At 64.8% G+C, this 16,951-nt stretch carries 16 protein-coding genes; 11 read left to right on the top strand and 5 right to left on the bottom strand.

All coding sequences use genetic code 11. The features are described 5' to 3' along the window. Positions 1-2 precede the first annotated feature (2 nt). The 6 genes from trbJ (at position 3) to A7X12_RS21440 (ending at position 5,324) form a co-directional block, all read left to right on the top strand. Entirely contained in the window at positions 3-743 is a 741-nt protein-coding gene (gene trbJ / locus A7X12_RS21465; RefSeq protein ID WP_064313515.1) for a P-type conjugative transfer protein TrbJ, read from the top strand. A gap of 113 nt (positions 744-856) precedes the next feature. Beyond that, a complete protein-coding gene (trbL, locus tag A7X12_RS21460) occupies positions 857-2,155 on the top strand; it encodes a P-type conjugative transfer protein TrbL (RefSeq protein WP_064313462.1) in 1,299 nt (432 codons plus the stop codon). 3 nt (positions 2,156-2,158) lie between these two features. After that, positions 2,159-2,965, top strand: coding sequence for a conjugal transfer protein TrbF (gene trbF / locus A7X12_RS21455; RefSeq protein ID WP_064313461.1), 807 nt, complete (start codon positions 2,159-2,161; stop codon positions 2,963-2,965). Next, complete coding sequence (gene trbG, locus A7X12_RS21450) at positions 2,962-3,891, top strand: P-type conjugative transfer protein TrbG (protein ID WP_084445873.1); 930 nt, start codon at positions 2,962-2,964, stop codon at positions 3,889-3,891. Before trbF ends, trbG begins: the two co-directional genes overlap by 4 nt. Then, a complete protein-coding gene (locus A7X12_RS21445; RefSeq protein WP_064313460.1) occupies positions 3,888-5,096 on the top strand; it encodes a TrbI/VirB10 family protein in 1,209 nt (402 codons plus the stop codon). The genes trbG and A7X12_RS21445 overlap by 4 nt, the downstream gene beginning before the upstream one ends. Before the next feature lie 9 nt (positions 5,097-5,105). Further along, positions 5,106-5,324, top strand: a complete 219-nt coding sequence (locus A7X12_RS21440; RefSeq protein WP_064313459.1) for a DUF2274 domain-containing protein — start codon at positions 5,106-5,108, stop codon at positions 5,322-5,324. A 287-nt stretch (positions 5,325-5,611) separates the two neighbouring features. Here A7X12_RS21440 and A7X12_RS21435 read toward each other — a convergent pair whose 3' ends face one another. From A7X12_RS21435 to A7X12_RS21425, 3 genes are read right to left on the bottom strand one after another with little or no spacing between them, the layout of a single operon-like run. Beyond that, on the bottom strand, positions 5,612-6,517 hold the full coding sequence (locus A7X12_RS21435) for a plasmid partitioning protein RepB C-terminal domain-containing protein (protein ID WP_064313458.1): 906 nt from the start codon (positions 6,515-6,517) through the stop codon (positions 5,612-5,614). Next, positions 6,514-7,413, bottom strand: a complete 900-nt coding sequence (locus A7X12_RS21430; RefSeq protein WP_064313457.1) for a plasmid partitioning protein RepB C-terminal domain-containing protein — start codon at positions 7,411-7,413, stop codon at positions 6,514-6,516. The genes A7X12_RS21435 and A7X12_RS21430 overlap by 4 nt, the downstream gene beginning before the upstream one ends. Beyond that, positions 7,410-8,903, bottom strand: coding sequence for a recombinase family protein (locus A7X12_RS21425; protein WP_064313513.1), 1,494 nt, complete (start codon positions 8,901-8,903; stop codon positions 7,410-7,412). The genes A7X12_RS21430 and A7X12_RS21425 overlap by 4 nt, the downstream gene beginning before the upstream one ends. A gap of 186 nt (positions 8,904-9,089) precedes the next feature. Between A7X12_RS21425 and A7X12_RS25275 the strand changes: the two genes are divergently transcribed. Further along, positions 9,090-9,428: a hypothetical protein gene (locus A7X12_RS25275; protein WP_198162130.1), complete on the top strand. Its 339-nt coding sequence runs from the start codon at positions 9,090-9,092 to the stop codon at positions 9,426-9,428. Positions 9,429-9,724: 296 nt separating this feature from the next. Here the strand turns inward: A7X12_RS25275 and A7X12_RS21420 are convergent, their stop codons facing one another. After that, a complete protein-coding gene (locus A7X12_RS21420; protein ID WP_064313456.1) occupies positions 9,725-10,006 on the bottom strand; it encodes a hypothetical protein in 282 nt (93 codons plus the stop codon). 231 nt (positions 10,007-10,237) lie between these two features. Here A7X12_RS21420 and A7X12_RS25715 point away from each other — a divergent pair, with 231 nt between their 5' ends. Further along, the gene (locus tag A7X12_RS25715; protein ID WP_157105676.1) at positions 10,238-10,390 is read left to right on the top strand and encodes a hypothetical protein; all 153 of its coding nucleotides are present in this window, start codon (positions 10,238-10,240) and stop codon (positions 10,388-10,390) included. A gap of 553 nt (positions 10,391-10,943) precedes the next feature. Here A7X12_RS25715 and A7X12_RS21415 read toward each other — a convergent pair. Beyond that, positions 10,944-12,371, bottom strand: coding sequence for an aldehyde dehydrogenase family protein (locus A7X12_RS21415; RefSeq protein ID WP_064313455.1), 1,428 nt, complete (start codon positions 12,369-12,371; stop codon positions 10,944-10,946). 201 nt (positions 12,372-12,572) lie between these two features. On the opposite strand from A7X12_RS21415, the gene A7X12_RS21410 reads away from it, so the two are divergent. From A7X12_RS21410 to A7X12_RS21400, 3 genes are read left to right on the top strand one after another with little or no spacing between them, the layout of a single operon-like run. Beyond that, the gene (locus A7X12_RS21410) at positions 12,573-14,843 is read left to right on the top strand and encodes a TonB-dependent receptor (protein WP_064313454.1); all 2,271 of its coding nucleotides are present in this window, start codon (positions 12,573-12,575) and stop codon (positions 14,841-14,843) included. A gap of 2 nt (positions 14,844-14,845) precedes the next feature. Beyond that, positions 14,846-16,075, top strand: coding sequence for a cytochrome P450 (locus tag A7X12_RS21405; protein WP_064313453.1), 1,230 nt, complete (start codon positions 14,846-14,848; stop codon positions 16,073-16,075). A 26-nt stretch (positions 16,076-16,101) separates the two neighbouring features. Then, positions 16,102-16,947, top strand: a complete 846-nt coding sequence (locus A7X12_RS21400) for a helix-turn-helix domain-containing protein (RefSeq protein ID WP_232318635.1) — start codon at positions 16,102-16,104, stop codon at positions 16,945-16,947. Positions 16,948-16,951 lie beyond the last annotated feature (4 nt).

Raw genomic sequence — 16,951 nt, 5'->3', positions numbered from 1 at the left:
TGATGCGTATCCGCACCCGCAAATATCTGGTCGCGAGCGCCCTGGGCCTCGGCACGGCCGGATCGTTCGCCATGGCGCTGACCTGCACGCCGGCCCGCGCGCAGTTCACCGTGTTCGATCCCAGCAACTACAGCCAGAACCTGCTGACCGCCGCGCGCACCCTCCAACAGATCAACAACCAGATCCAGTCGCTCCAGAACGAAGCGACCATGCTGATCAACCAGGCGAAGAACCTGACCCGGATCGACTTTCCCGAGCTTCAGGCGCTCACCCAGACGCTGCAGCAGGTCGACCGGCTGATGGGGCAGGCGCAGGGGATCCAGTTCCGGGTGTCGGGGCTCGACCAGCAGTTCCGCCAGCTCTTCCCGCAGAGCCTCTCGGCGGCGCTCCGGACCAACGCGCAGGTCGTCGCCGCGCGCGCCCGGCTCGATACCGCCATGGCCGCCTATCAGCAGACGATGACCGTGCAGGCGCAGGTGACCGAGAATGTCACGGCCGATGCCCAGGCGCTGAGCGGGATCGTCGCCAAGAGCCAGGGCGCCGAGGGCGCGCTCCAGGCCCAGCAGGCGACCAACCAGCTGCTGGCGCTGGCCGCCAAGCAGCAATTCCAGATCCAGAACATGATGGCCGCGCAGTACCGCGCCGAGGCGATCGAGCAGGCGCGCCGCGCGCAGGCCGAGATCGACGCGCGCGCGGCAACCCGCAGGTTCCTCGGCTCCGGCTCGGCCTACACCCCCAGGTAGCGCCGCCGGTCAGGGCGGTGGCGGTCTTGCCTCCCGCCGCCGTCCGCCGCGGGGCGGGGCTCTCACCCCCGGTCCCGCCTCGCGGCATTCCTCCAGCGCAGGACATCGCCACCGTGAACGACCTCAACGTCATCGATCGCTTCCTGGCCGCGTTCACCCGCTACATCGACAGCGGGTTCGGTCTGCTTGGCGGGGATGTCCGCTTTCTCACGGCTACCCTGATCGGCATCGACATCACACTTGCCGGGCTGTTCTGGGCGATGGGCGGCGAGGACAATGTCATCGGCCGGTTCCTGCGCAAGATCCTCTATATCGGCGCCTTCGCGTTCATCCTGAACAGTTTCTCGACGCTCGCCGACATCATCTTCCGCTCGTTCGCGCAGGCCGGGCTGACCGCCGGTGGGGGCACGCTGTCCGCCGAGGATCTGCTTAAGCCCGGTCGTCTCGCCGGCACGGGCTTCGCCGCCGCATGGCCGCTGCTCGACCAAGTGTCGCAGCTGATGGGCTTCACGACCTTCTTCGACAATTTCCTGACGATCGCGGTGCTGCTGTTCGCCTGGGCAGTCGTGATCCTGACCTTCTTCCTGCTCGCGGTGCAGATGTTCGTCACGATCGTCGAGTTCAAGCTGACTTCGCTCGCCGGCTTCCTCCTTGTGCCCTTTGCGCTGTGGAACCGCACCAGCTTCCTCGCAGAGCGGGTGCTCGGCAATGTCGTCTCGTCCGGCATCAAGGTAATGGTGCTCGCGGTCATCGTCGGCATCGGCGCCAATTTCTTCAGCGAGTTCACCAGCGCGCTGCAGGGCCAGGAGCCCGATATCGGCCAGGCGATGAGCCTGATGCTCGCCAGCCTGACCATCTTCGGGCTGGGGATCTTCGGACCCGGAATCGCTTCGGGCCTCGTGTCCGGTGCGCCGCAGCTCGGCGCGGGAGCAGCGCTGGGCACCACGGTCGGCGCGGCCGGCATGGCGATGCTTGCCGGGGGTGCTGCCGTCGGCGGTGCCCGCATGCTGGGCGGGGCCGCGCTGGGGGCCGTCCGCGCAGGCACCGCGATGGGATCGGCTGCTTCCACGGCCTATACGCTGGGCAAGGAAACCGCTGTGGCGCCGACCATGTCGGCGGGGCTGGGCGGGGTGGCCCGTGCCGCCGGCAATGCCGCACGCGGACGGGTCTCCAGCGCGCTGGGGCTAGGGGAGGCGGCGTCGCGCGGCCGGGCAGCAGCCTGGAATGCGCTGAATCGCACCGGCGGCGATACCGCCTCGCAGTCGGCCGCCGAAGAAGCCGTGCCTGCATGGGCCCGCGCCATGCAGCGCCAGCAGACCATCCGTCATCACCGCCAGGTCGCCTTGCACGCTCTCCAGCAGGGCGATCGCGGCGGCGCATCCGCCACTCTAGACATCAAGGAAAGGGACTAGCTGATGGTCTTCAGACGCGCCGTCCAGCGCTATGGACGAACCCCCGAACCGGAGACGCCGTACCAGCGAGCCGGGCAGCTCTGGGACGAGCGGATCGGCTCGGCCCGCGTGCAGGCGCGGAACTGGCGGTTGATGGCGTTCGGGTGCCTTGCGCTCGCCACCGGCCTGTCGGGTGCGCTCGCCTGGCAGTCGGCGCAGAGCCGGGTGACGCCCTATGTCGTCGAAGTCGATCGGCTGGGGGAGGCGCGTGCCGTCACCGAGGCCGAGGCCGGGTACCGCCTGACCGACCCGCAGATCGCCTGGCACCTGTCCCGCTTCATCGCCAATGTCCGCGGCCGCTCGCTCGATCCGGTGCTGGTGCGTAAGGACTGGCTGGACGCTTATGACTTCGCCACCAAGCGCGGTGCGCAGTTCCTCGGCGACTATGCCCGCGCGGCCGACCCTTTCGGGGCCATTGGCGAGAAGACGGTGACGGTGCAGGTCACCAGCGTGGTGCGGGCATCCGATCGCTCGTTCCAGGTCAAATGGACCGAGACCGCGTTCGAGCGCGGCGCCGAGGCCGGCACGTCGCGCTGGACGGCTATCCTGACCGTCGCAATCACGCCGCCCAAGGATGCTGACACGCTCCGCCGCAATCCGCTCGGTGTCTATGTCGATGCGATCGACTGGAGCCGGGAACTGGACGCGCCGGCCGCCCCGAAGCCGGCAGCCACGCCGATGCTCCCGTCGTTCGCCCCCGCCTCGGCGCCGACCAGTCCCCCAGTCGATCCCGCTGCCCCGGCGCAGCCCAGGAAGGAGGTCCAGTCATGAAGCTTTTGCTCGCCCTAACGGCGGTGTTCCTCGCCATGGAATCTGCATTGGCCCAACATGCACCGCCGCCTCCGGCCAAACCGATCCCGGCGCCGACCGCCACCGCGTCCCCGCCTGCCAAGCCGCCGGTCCGCAAGCAGGTGCGCAAGTCTTTCAGCCCCGGCGCCGCGCGCGTCGCTGCTGCCAATCGCGCAGCTACCCAGCAGCCGCAGGCCCAGGGGTTCGTCAACGCGGTCCAGATCTATGCCTTCAGCGAGGGCATGATCTATCAGGTTTATACGGCGCCGGGTGCCGTGACCGACCTTGCCTTGCAGCCGGGCGAGAACCTCGTCGCTGTCGCGGCGGGCGATACGGTCCGCTGGGTGATCGGCGACACCAACAGCGGCACCGGCGCCGACAAGCGCACGCATATCCTCGTGAAGCCCTCTGCGAGCGGCCTTGCTACCAACCTCGTCATCACCACCGATCGCCGCAGCTATCATCTCCAGCTTACGGCCACCTCGCGGACCGCCATGGCCGCCCTGTCCTGGACCTATCCTGCAGACCAGCTGATCGCGCTCCGGCAGAAGGAAGCCCAGGCCGCTGCGGTAGCCCCGATCGCTGCGGGCCTGTCGGTCGACAGCCTGCACTTCAATTATTCGGTGACTGGCGACAGCCCGGCATGGCGCCCGCTCCGCGCGTTCGACGACGGGCAGCAGACCTTCGTCGAGTTCCCCGCCAGCATCGCGGTCGGCGAGGCGCCGCCGCTGTTCGTGATCGGCGCGGCGGGAGAGGCCGAACTGGTCAACTACCGGATACGCGGACGCTTCTATGTCGTCGACCGGATCTTCGAGCGCGCCGAACTGCGGCTCGGCACCGGCAAGCAGCAGGTCGTCCGCATCGACCGGGTCGGCGAGGTCGCGGCACCGAAAGGCAAGCGCTCATGAGCGATGATGCTGTCCCGCCAACCCCAAAGTTCGACCCCGAATCGCTGGCGATCCGGGTCAAGCCGCCGCGCGCCATCCGCTTTCGGCGCGGCGTGATCATCGCTATCGCGGCACTGGGTTCGGTCGCCCTTGTCGCCGTGGCATGGAGTGCCTTGGGATCGCGCCTGCGGCAGGCGGTAGCCGAGCGGAAGGAGCTATCGGAACCGAGCAGACAGCCGCCGCCCGATACCTTGAACCGCCTGCCGGCAAGCTATGGTGATGTTCCAAAGCTCGGGCCGCCGCTGCCAGGTGACCTGGGGCGCCCCATCCTCGAGCGCCAGCGCCGCATGGCGGCCGAGGTGGAGGCGAATGACGCGGACGGGCCGGGGAGGGTGGAGGCACAGGCCGCGGCGCAGGAGCGCGAGCGGCAGCTTGCCGAGCTGAAGGCAGCACGCGCATCGGGACTACTGGTGCAGAACCAGAGCAGGCCATCGGCGCCGGTGTCAGCGGAGATCGCTGCTCCGCCGACACCCGTGACCACGGAAGCGCCAACGCTGGCAATCGACCCGGAGCGCGATCCCAATGCGCAGAGCCGCAAGGCCCAGTTCATCGCCACGCGCGACACATTGGCTGACACCAATCCGCACAGGCTGGAAGCCGCGCCGTCCCCCTATCTCCTGTCGGCCGGCAGTGTGATCCCGGCGAGCCTGATGTCCGGTCTGCGGTCCGATCTGCCTGGCCTGGTGACGGCGCAAGTGACGGCGAATGTGTTCGACAGTCCCACCGGGCGCATCCTGCTCATCCCACAAGGTGCGCGGCTCGTCGGGAGCTACGACTCCGTGGTCGCGTTCGGGCAAAAGCGTGCGCTGGTCATTTGGCAGCGCATCCTGCTGCCGGACGGCAGCTCGCTCCGGATAGACAACGTGCCGGCGACCGATGCCTCGGGCTATGCCGGCCTGCAGGACAAGGTGGACTTCCACACCTGGACGCTGCTCGAGGGGGTCGCGCTGTCGACCCTGCTCGGCGTAGGCTCGGAGCTGACGGTTTCTGGTGACAGCGATCTGGTCCGGGCGATCCGACAGTCAACGCAGCAGAATGTCGCACGCGCGGGCGACCAGATCACCTCGCGTAATCTCAACATCCAGCCGACGCTCACAATTCGCCCCGGCACGAACGTGCTGCTCGTGGTCCACAAGGACCTGGTCCTCGCGCCCTGGCGCGGATAGGAGGCCGACATGCCTGATTTGAAACTGGCAAAGCTACCGGATCGAAAGCCCGTCAAGCTGGCGATCCTCATCACTCCCGACCTGCACCAGCGGCTGCAGGACTATGCTGCGCTATATGCCGACACTTATGGGCAGAAGGAGGAGATAACGGATCTAATCCCGGCCATGCTGGCGTCCTTCCTCGATAGCGATCGGGGGTTCCTGCGGGGGCGTGGAGCCAGCCGGTGACATCCGGACCAAGCGGTGGAAGGCTCGTTGCTGGCCAGCTTGCGATTTTCGGCCCTGCCGGAAGCGGAGCCGATCTCGCGAGAGTGTCCGATCCCATAAGAACGTTCGTCGAAAGGAGCGGAGGGGCGCGTATGGACGCGCCCCTCCGCGTCGGCCGGCCTATGACTGCCAGCCTGGCGGGCTCCGTACGGGTTCGCCGTCATCCCCGCCACCGCCCTCGATCCGCCCCACCGTGCGGCGTCTCCGGCGGTCCCCGCGCTTATTGGGTCCGGGTCCCCATCATCCCGCTACTCCGCCGCCTCAGCTACGGGCGCGATCGTCTCGATTTCCCCGATCGTTTGAAGTTCCTTCAGGTATTCGGGCCGGTGCTGGGCGATCCACCGCACGATTCGGTCGTTCCCGAGCAGCGTGCGGACATAGGCACGCGCCACTGTAAGATGCAGCGTGTCGACGCCGTATCGATCTTCAACAGACTTGACCTGCATCTGGAGACCGACAAGCTCTCGCTCCATTCGGGCCATCTGTTCGCTGGAAACGGACGCGGGCCGCTTTGCGGGAACATGCACCAACTGATCTTCCGCCGTGGCCGCGAGCATTGCTTTGGCGAACACGACCGTGAAGTTCTGCTGTCCCGTCATGAGCTCTGCGGCCTCGATCTGCCGTATCGGGGACATGCGCCGGAGGACGTCGAAGACGGCTATCGGGCAGGGCGCGTCTTTCAGGATGTCGATGACCTCGCTGCAGATCCCATTTAGCATCCGCGAGCGCCGATGGATGGATGCAACCTCCAGTCCAAGGGCTTCCGCGATCTTCGCTTCCGGCACGCCCCGCTCGATTGCGCGTCGGACCATGCGATGTTCCTGGATTGCCGCCAGACGATTTATTCGCTTGTTGTAGGTGTAGCTCTCATCATCCGTCGAGATGATGCAATCCACCTCGAGTACTCCAAGATCGCGCAGCGCTTCGATACGTAGATGACCGTCAAGCAGCAGGAACTTGCCGCTCTGCGTCGGATTGGGAGCAACAACCGGCGCCTCGACAAGCCCGATCGCGCGGACCGAGCTCATAATCTGAGCGTACTTCTTGCTCTCCTTCACGCCTGAGCGGAGCGCTTTGAGCGGGATCAGGTCTGACAACAGGATCCGCTTCGTTTCGTCCTGGAAGGAAAGCTTGATCGGGTGGCGCGAGGTCATGATAGGCTCTTTCCATATACACGTGCCGCCAACGCCCTAGGCATCGTGTCCAGTCCTTCAGCCCTCAGCAACGTCCCGAAGCTTTCCTCGCTGACGAGATCCTTCAGCGCTTCGATGACGAACAGCAGGCGCGCCTGGGTAAAATCCGACTTCTTGACCAGGACACGCTGCTTCTCCGCCTCCTGTTGATAGAGGCGCACCATCTCCGTCGCGGTGATGCGCCGCCGTGCGGTGCGCCTTCCCAAGCCGCTGTCGGGAACGCCCCGGCGCTGTCGCAGTCGCTGATCGAGCATTCGGCGAACGGCGCTCAGCTTCTTGCCTTTCAGCTTGCCGCCTTCATAGGCTTCGAGCAGCAGGCCCTGGGCATCTTCGGACTGGGCCCGGGCTATGTCGATCGCCAGGCTCACCGGGATCAGACCGGTCTCCACGGCCGCCAACAGCCGCTCCTCCCCACGTTCCAGAAGCTGACCGATCATGTTCGCCCAGCTCGGCGTGCAACCGATCTTCTCCGCAATCTGCACATCGTTGTACCCGCGGCGACGCAAGGAGCCGATCTCGTGCATGATGTCGATCGATCGATGCTGCCGGCGCGCAATGTTTTCGACCAGGCTCATGACCAGGCATTCGTCTTCTTCGGCGTCGATGACGACCGCCGGAATTTCCGACGCGCCGAGCATCCGCAGTGCTTCCAGTCGGCCTTCCCCGCAGATCAGATCGAACGTGTCGCCGTTACCGGTCGGATTGCGCCGGACCGTTACGGGGCGTTTAAGGCCGATCGCGTCGATATTGTCGACGATCTCGCGATGCTGCCGCCGGTTGCGGGCCCTTGGGTTGAGCACGTTGATCCGATCGATCGGTATCGATGCGATGCGCTGAGCATGTCTGGGAACGGTCATGCCGCCACCGGAAGGCGGATGCGCCTGGCGAGTTCGTAAAGGGGGTCGAGGGTCTCAAAGCGATAGGCGTCGAGCGACAGCCCATTTTCCTCAGCAAGGCGCACGTCTGCACTGGCCCTGTCGATGCGGGGGAAAAGATAAAAATCGAGGGGGCCTTCGTTGCGGGCGTCCATCCGGATCGCAACGGTGATGTCGGGTGCAACGCTCGTGTCGAAGCGGATATTCCACCGCAGCGACCCCGCCTGGGTTCGCCTGCAGCGCGCGATGAGGATCGAGACGGACATCTCATTGTGCACCGTAAGGAGCCCGTCGGCTGAAACGCGGGACACTGGTGCTCCGACCGCTGCGAATCCATCGACGACTTCGTCGATGACCTGCGGGTGCATTCGCCTGAGGGCCTGGTTGATGGCGATGTAACGATAGTCGCGTCGCGGCCGATATCCGACCAGGCTGTATGCTCTCAGCAGGCTTCCGAACCGCGAACGATAGCTGCTGCTGGACGGCAAACCGTCAGCCTCGTCGATGATCATCCCGGACAGCAGGTTCTCGGCTTGGAACAGGCTTCGAAGGCCCTCCAGCATCTCTTCGTCGCTCAGCCGGAACGCACGTGCCCTGATGATCGCCTGCGCCGCTTCGAACAGATCCCTGTCGATCAAGGCAGGGAACGCATCTTCGGCGCGGATCCACATGGCTGGATCGTTGCGGACCCGCTTCTTCTTCAGCTTGAAGGAAACGCGGTTCCAGACATTGTTGCCGATGTACTTTTCATTGATGAGTATCTGGTGGACGGCGCCGCGGGTCCAGGGGCGGCCGAGATCCGTGACCAAGCCCCGCTCGTTCAGAGCCGCGGCGATATCGCGTTCGCCCAGCCGATCATGCACGAATGCTCGGTAGATTTCGCGGACGATCGCGGATTCTTTGTCCGGACCGGGGGCCAGCACCACGCGGTCCGTATGGATGCTTTTCTGCTCGCCACGCTCGAGTTCACCCTTGATAGCGCCCGATTGGTCGACGAGCACCCGGCGCAGCCCGAAGCCCGCTGGGCCCCCTTGCCGAAAACCGAGTTCGATCAATCTGCATTGGCCGGCGAAAACCTTGGTAGACAGTTCCCGGCTGTATTCCCCCGCCATGGCCCGCTTAACGCCTTTGACGATCGTCGAGATTGGACTTCCATCATTCTCGAACTGTTCGGCGCAATAGTGAACGGCGATCCCAGCGCGGCGGCAAATATACTCGTAATAGGCGCTCTCGTCGGCATCCTGAAAACGACCCCACCGGCTGACGTCGTAGACGAGTATTGCTTGGTAGTCTGCGATACCGGCGCTGACTTCATCGATGAGGCGTTTGAGTGCATCGCGACCATCGATGCGGAGACCGCTCTTGCCTTCATCTGCGTAGGTTCGAACGATCGAGAAGCCTCGCGCGGCGGCGTAGTGACGGATGGCCTCCGCTTGGTTTTCGGTGGAGTAGCGCTGATGGTCCGTCGACATACGGACATACTCGGCAGCCCGCATACGGGTCGGTTCGTCTGAATGCTGGGTCTGCGGGACTAGCCAACTCTCCACGCACTGGACCTCACTGTTCATCGTGCGGCGCGGTGCCTGACGATTCCCGGGTTGGTTGGACGCAGGACTGATCCCGCACGTGTGACGACATAGCGGGAAAGGAATGGAAAGGTGTTTCCGAAAACGGGCAGCAATTTACATTCCGGCAGCGACGAGGCCGATCTGGCGCTACTGATTTCGCGGGCGCTATTGGCAGAACTGGGTGCAAGCCACCGGGCAACGAAAACGGCGATGGGGTGGACAGGTGCAAGCGAGCGGACGGTCAAACACTGGCTGGCGGCTACCCACGTGCCCCAGGGGAACCACCTTGTGTCACTCGTCCGGCACTCCGATCAGGTTCTCGGCGCAATTCTTGTGGCGGCGGGTCGAGGAGATTTGCGGATTTCGCTGGAGTTGAACTTGGTGCGGGTCAAGCTTCTGGAACTTGCCGCATTGCTTGAACGCGCTTGAAGACAGAGGGGCCCCTTTCGATCAGAAAATCGAGAATCGACCGCGAATCATGCTTCAGGAAGTACCAAAATGGTTCGTGGGGCGAGGGTTCGTGTCCGGGTTTCGGACCGAAATTTTTGGTGGGCCACGAGTGGGCCACGGCATTTTGGGGATTTGAAAAGTGGCGGTTTTCTGGGGTTTCTGGAGGTAGATGTGAGTCCGGCCAGGGGCTTGCAATGCGCTTGGTCGATTTCCGCTCCCGACCAGATCGCGACGTTCGTTTTGGTGACGCGAACGTCGCAAATTGACAAGAGCCGTCATTCGCGCGCTGCGCGTCGACGCGCGAGATCCTCGAGCCACGCGGGCAAGGTCTCATAGGTCGGCATTGGATCGTCGGCGGCCATGATCAGTGAGTGCGACCATAGAATGTCGGTGTCATAGTAGTGGCGGCAGTCCATCGCGCCATCGACTTCCAGCCAGTGGCTGGCCTCGGGGAGCAGTTCGGTCGGCAATGGATGGCGCGCGAACGGGTTGTGAAAGACTTCCAGTTCGGCACACCATGGTTCCCAACCCTTCGAGCGCGCCGGGCTTGCGATCATAAAAGCGCCCGTATCGCACACAGCGGCCAACATGCGATTGCATGCCGCGCGTCAGCGCGACGCGATTGAATTTGCTGAGCGCGCAGGCGTTGGTGAAGATGACCGCTGACAGCTCGGCATGGGCATTATTGCGGAACAGCCCTGCCGGAAATTTCGAGGGACCAAGCAGGCGTTTGACCTCATAGCCAGCGGCGACGCGCTTGCCGTTGATCTCGATCGGTTCAGCTCGACATGCTCGACGCCTTCGAAGCCGATCGCCAGCAGCGCCGGGCCGCCAAGCCCTACTTCGGCCACGCACGCCGCCAATCGCTCGACGCTCGCGACAATGCGGCCTTCAAGGTCGCGGCCATCTACCATGATCTGAGGATCATCATCGATCCGTGATCCGATCGTCGCCTCCAGCTCGATCGCGCCCGGTCGCACGAGTCGCATTCGCCAGCGCGACTCGGCATTGGGCTTGCCGACCCCGCGCGGTACGTCGGCGCTCCACCATTGATCACCAGCGGCATCGGTCACGACGCGCGCGTGGACGTCAGGCGCAATGCTCCATCCGTTTGTGGGGCCGTCAAGACAGGTCACACATCCAAGACTCATCGTGGAAACGGATTATACCAGGTTGCGCGGATAAGAACCCATCGCTGCCCCATATCGTCACCCCGGCGAAAGCCGGGGTCCATTGGGGTCTCGCTGTCGGCTTTCACTGTGACCGAGAGGCGAATGGATCCCGGCCTTCGCCGGGATGACGGCGTGCGGCATGGTGAGTCCGCCTCAATGCACGTTGGTATTAGATCTCGGCGTTCACGCCAATGCAGCCGGACCGACAGTCGAGTTTTAACCGGGTGCCAACCATCGCCAAGCTGGCAGAGACATTGCCGCTCTCTTCAGGGGGAGCTATCACGTCGAGGCATGAAGCCGAGACCTGCGAGCAACGCGACGATCAGGTGGATGCATTGCGACGGCGAACGACCGTTTGGGCATTGGTATATTCAAGTAGCCCTTCCACGCCGCCTTCCACCCCGAGTCCCGATTGCTTCATCCCGCCAAAGGCAGCGAGGGGGCTGAGATGCTGGGTCTCGTTGATCCACACCGTGCCGCTGGCGATCCGCCGTGCCACCGCGAGCGCGGCATCCTCGTCGCTGCCCCAGACCGAGGCGCCCAACCCATAGTCGCTTGCATTGGCGCGGGCGATCACCTCGTCGATATCGCGAAACTTCACTAGCGGCAGCACCGGGCCGAACTGTTCCTCCTGGACGATCCGGCTCGTTTCGGGCGGATTATCGAGGATCGTCACCGGGACGAAATAGCCTGGTCCTTCATGCGGCGCGTCGCCGGTCAGGAAGCGATAGCCCTGCTCGCGCGCATCCGCGATCAGATCGAGCACCCGGCGATATTGCACGGCATTGTTGATCGGCCCCAACTGCGTTCCCTGCTCGGCACCGTCGCCCAACCTCACCGTGCGTGCATAGGCGACCAGCGCGTCCTTCAGGCGATCATAGACCTGCTCGTGCACATACATGCGCTTGGTGGCGATGCAGACCTGCCCGTTATTGGCGAAGGCGGCCCAGAACAGCCGCTCGGCCAGCGCCTCCACATCCGCATCGGCCAGCACGATCGCGGGATCATTGCCGCCCAGTTCCAGTGTGACGCGCTTGAGCGTCGCCGAGGCGCTCTGCATGACCCGGCGGCCGGTGGCGGTCGAGCCGGTGAAGCTCACCTTATCGATGCCGGGATGTTCGGTCAGCCAAGGGCCGAGCCGGTCGCCGCCGCTGATGGTGTTGAGCACGCCGGCGGGCAGGATCGCCGCCGCCAGTTCGCCGAATTTCAGCGTCGTCAGCGGCGTGAAGGGCGAGGGTTTCAGCACTACGGTGTTGCCCGCCAGCAGCGCCGGGCCCAGCTTGAACATCGCCAGCACCATCGGGAAATTCCACGGCGCGATCGCGCCGACCACGCCGATCGGCACGTGCCGCGTCTCGCTGTAGCGTTCGGCGCTGTCTTCGTTGACGGTTACGGGCAGGTCCAGGGTCGCCGCCCCTTGCAGCCAATAGGCGGAGGCGAGGATCTCTGTACGGGCATCAGCATGAGGCTTGCCCTGCTCCGCGGTCAGGAGGCGGGTGAAGCCGTCGATTTCGGCCATCAGCGCATTGGCCAGTTGCTCCAGCAGCGCGCGGCGCGTCGCGATTGGCGTGTCGGCCCAGCCCGGGAAAGCCGCGCGTGCCGCAGCGACGGCCGCATCCAGTTCGGCGCGTGTGGCGTCGGGGGCCTGCGCGATCGGCGCCTCGGTGGCCGGATTGAGCACGTCGAACCGGTGCTCGCCGGCAACCGCGCGCCCACCGATGGTCATCGAAAACAGCCCGTCAAACTGCATGTCACTCTCCTGTGCGTCGGCGCGATGCCGGGGCCGCGCTCTTGAATGGGGGCGTATCAGATCGCCCGGCGCTTGCCGCCCGCAGCGCAAGAAATGTCAAAAAGCGCGGCAAGTCGGTGCAACGCGCTGGGCGGCGGGCTGGGCTACACCCTCGAGTGGAAGAGGCCGCAACAGAGCCTCATCGAAAAATGGAGAGGCACCATGAAGGCCAGCATCATCGCTGCGCTGCTTGCAGGGGTCGCATCGATACTTCCCGTGTCGGCCTATGCGCAGTCCGCAGCGGACACCGACCCGGCTGCACCCGATCAGACCACGCCGTCGGCGCAGGCGAGCGCGGCGGGCGACGGGGAGATCATCGTCACGGCACAGCGGCGGGCGGAATCGATCCTCACCGTGCCGATCGCCATTTCGGCGATCGGGGGCGACACGCTGGCCAGCAAGGGAATCGTCAACTCCGCCAGCCTGGCGACGGCGGTGCCGAACCTTCAGGTCAGCAGTCCCTATGGATCGACCCAGCCGAACTTCTCGCTGCGCGGCATCAGCGTTGCCAACGAGTACAACTCGAACCAGGCGTCGCCGATCGGCGTGTATGTCGACGATGTCTATCTCGCGAGCCGCACCGCGCACGGCATGGGCCTGTTCGACATGGAACGTGTAGAGGTGCTGCGTGGGCCGCAGGGCACGCTGTTCGGCCGCAACACGACCGGCGGCGCGATCAACTTCATCACCAAGACGCCGACGCTTAGCGGCAACCAGGGCTATGCCGAGGCCGGCTACGGCAATTTCAACACCGTCACTGCCCAGGCCGCGATTGAAGCGACGATGGTGGAAGATGAACTGGGCGTGCGGATCGCCGGCAACTATGTGAAGGGCGACGGCCAGATCCAGAATGTCTATCCCGGTGGCCGCGATGCCAATTCGCAGGACACGCTGCAGGGCCGCGCGACCCTGCGCATCCGGCCGGGCAAGGGGCCGCTCGACATCAAGCTCAAAGTCTATGGGGGGCGCGATCGCGCCAGCCAGGCTGCCGTGCAAGGGCTGCTGCCCTATCGCAGCGGACTCGATTTTTTCCAGGTCAACGAGAACCGCATCGGCCTGAACAAGACCGAGGCCTATGGTGGATCGGCGACGATCGCCTACACCATCTCGCCGGCGCTAACCTTCACCTCGATCACCTCGCGCGACGGCGGCAAGCAGAATCTGCAACAGGCTGCCGACGGATCGCCGCTCGATATCCTCGACATCAACTGGCAATCGAAATTCCAGCAGTTCAGCGAGGAGGCGCGCTTCAACTATGATGCGGGCAAGCTGAAGCTGGTAGGCGGCGGCTTCTATGGCTGGGACGAGACGATCACGGACAACACGTTCAACATCGGCCAGGCGATCGCGCCGACGATCAACGGCGGCTTCTTCCAGCATTATCGCCAGGTCCGCCGCTCCTATGCGGTGTTTGCACAGGGCGATTATGCGCTCACCCCAAAGCTGACCCTCACGCTCGGCGCCCGCTATACCTGGGACCGCAGCCAGTATCGCGACGGCTATGCCTATCTCTTCGCCGGCAATGTCGATGGTGCCCGGACGCCGCTTGCGACGACGGTGCCATGCCCCACCGTGCCTGGCACCTGTGCCTACAACCCCGCAGCGCGCTACCAGCTTGATGGCCGTAACAATGCGCTCACTGGGCGGGTGTCGCTCAGCTATACCTTCGACAACGGCACGCTCGTCTATGCCAGCTATAATCGCGGCTATCGCTCTGGCGCGTTCAACGGCGGCGGCTATACCTCGTCGGCGGGCATCAACTACATCAATCCCGAACGGGTCAACGCCTATGAGGTGGGCCTGAAGGGCCGCTATCTCGACAATGCACTGACCCTGTCGATGGCCGGCTTCTACTATGACTATCGCAACCAGCAGGTGCAGGACACGCGGCCGGGACCGGTCTCCTTCCTGGTCAACGCGCCCAAGGCCGAAGTCTATGGGGTGGAGGGCGAGGCGCGGCTTCGCGTGGCGCCGACGCTGACCCTGAACGCTGCCGCCGGCTATCTCCATTCGACCTACAAGGAACTGACCCTTCAGGGCACCAACCTGTCCGGCAACGACCTGCCGTTCGCGCCGCGCTTCACGGCGCAGGCGGGGGCGGACCTGACCCTGTTCCGGCGGGGTACCACCGGCCTGACCCTTTCGCCCAGCGTCGCCTATTTCTCACGGCAGTATTTTTCGCCGTTCAACGCGGTGAACGCCGTGGGCACGGCGCAGCAGAACCGCGAACTTCAGCAGGAAGGCTATGCCAAGGTGAACCTAACCGCCGCACTTACCGTCGACCGCTTCACCTTCAAGGCATTCGCCAACAACCTGCTCAACGCGCGCACCTATGCCTATGGGCTCGATCTTCGCGGTGCCGGCTTCCCCTACAACTTCCTGGTTCCGGCGATGCCGCGAACCTATGGCCTCTCCGCCCGGGTGAGTTTCTGATCATGGCAACATTGCTGCAAGCCGACCTGAAGGATCCAAGCCTGTACGAGGCTGGGGTTCCCTGGGATCTCTTCGCGGCGCTGCGCCGCGAAGATCCGGTCCACTGGACGCCCGAAACCGATGGCGACGGTTTCTGGTCGGTGCTGCGCCATGCCGATATCGTCGAGGTATCGCGCCAGCCCCAGCTATTCTCCTCGGCGCACGAAAATGGCGGGCACCGCATCTTCAACGAGAATGAAGTGGGGCTCACCGGCGCAGGGGAGTCGGCGATCGGCGTACCGTTCATCTCGCGCGATCCACCGGTACACACCCGCTACCGCAAGTTCATCATGCCTGCGCTGGCGCCGGGCCGGCTGGGCGACATCGAGACGCGGATCCGCGAGCGCGTGACGCGGCTGGTCGACGCGATTCCGCTCGGCGAGCCGGTCAATCTTGTACCGCTCCTGTCGGCGCCGCTGCCGTTGATGACACTGGCCGAACTGCTCGGCGTGTCGGGCGATCTGTGGCCGAGCCTTTATGATTGGACCAACGCCTTTGTCGGCGAGGACGATCCCGAGTTCCGCCAGAGCCCCGAGGCGATGGCCGCAACCCTCAGCGAATTCTTCGCCTTCGCGCAGGAGCTGTTCGAGGCGCGCCGCGCCGAACCCACGTCGGACATCGCCTCGCTGCTCGCCAATGCCGAGATCGACGGCGTACCGGTGCCGTTCCGGGATTTCATCGGCAACCTGATCCTGGTGCTGGTCGGCGGCAACGAGACCACCCGCAATTCGCTGAGCCACAGCGTCGCGGCCTTTTCGGCAAACCCAGACCAGTGGCAGGCGATCCGTGCCGACCGCAGCCTGCTCAAGACCGCGACGGCGGAGATGGTGCGTCATGCCAGCCCGGTGATGCACATGCGCCGCACCGCGATGGAAGACACGGTCATCGGCGGGCAGAAGGTGGCGAAGGGGGACAAGGTGGTCCTCTGGTACATTTCCGCCAATCGCGACGAACAGGTGTTCCCCGATGCCGATCGCTTCCTGGTCGGACGCAAGGGCGCGCAGCATGTCGGTTTCGGATCGGGGCAGCATGTCTGCGTCGGCTCGCGGCTGGCGGAGATGCAGTTGCGCGTCGCCTTCGACATGCTGGCGGATCGTGTTACCTCGTTCGAGGTGCAAGCGCCGCCGCGACGGTTCCGGTCGAATTTCATCAACGGCCTCAAGAACCTCGACGTCATTCTGCGGCCTGCCTGAGGAGAGGTGCGATGGCGAACCGGCCGATGAGCAACGAAACCATCATTGCGGATACGATTGGCCGAGCGCCCGATCGCAGCGTGAACATCGGCGCCTGGCAATTCGCCCGCTGGCGCCAGTTCATCGGCAGCTACGAGCTGCCCGCGCTGGTGGATCCGGTGTTCGTCGTCCATGTCGGCGGCAAGCCCGATACCCGGTTGTGGGAAGCCGACCATTGGAGCGCCTCGCGCTCGATCCCGGGCTGCGCGACGATCGTGCCCGCGGGATGCCGCACCGGCTGGCGGATCGACGGGGAGCTGGACGTCGTCACCGTCTCCGTGCCGGTCGCGCAGTTGCAGGACCAGAGCGCCTATAACCAGTTCCGCGAGATGCGCTTCGCCTTTGCCGATCCGCTGGGCATCGCATTGACCCGGCAGATTCTGGGAGAGCTCTACGGCGCGCCCACGCCCGAACGCACCGCCTATATTGGCACGCTGCTCGATGCGCTGAAGGCGCATACCCTGCGCGGAACCACGCCGGGCACCGAGGGCGCGTTCCCCAGCGCCGACTTCTCCGCCTATCGCATCCACCAGATTATGAACGATATTCTCGCGCGACCCGAAGCCGAGCACAGCCTGGAGGCGCTCGCCGCCAAGGCGGGGCTGACGGCGTCGCACTTCTGCCGCGTGTTCAAGCGCGCGACCGGCATGTCGCCGCACCAATATGTGATGAAGGCGCGGCTCGACCGCGCCCGCGATCTGCTGGGGCAATCCGACCTTTCGGTCGCGCAGGTCGCCGACATGACCGGCTTCACCAGCCAGAGCCACTTCACCCGCGCCTTCCGCCAATATGCCGGCCAGACGCCGAGCAGCTGGCGACACCCCTCCCAATAATCCG

This window comes from Sphingomonas sp. TDK1, assembly GCF_001650735.1.
Lineage (GTDB): Bacteria > Pseudomonadota > Alphaproteobacteria > Sphingomonadales > Sphingomonadaceae > Sphingomonas.
Note: the sequence above shows the minus strand (reverse complement) of the source record. Positions and strands in the feature narration are given on the sequence as shown.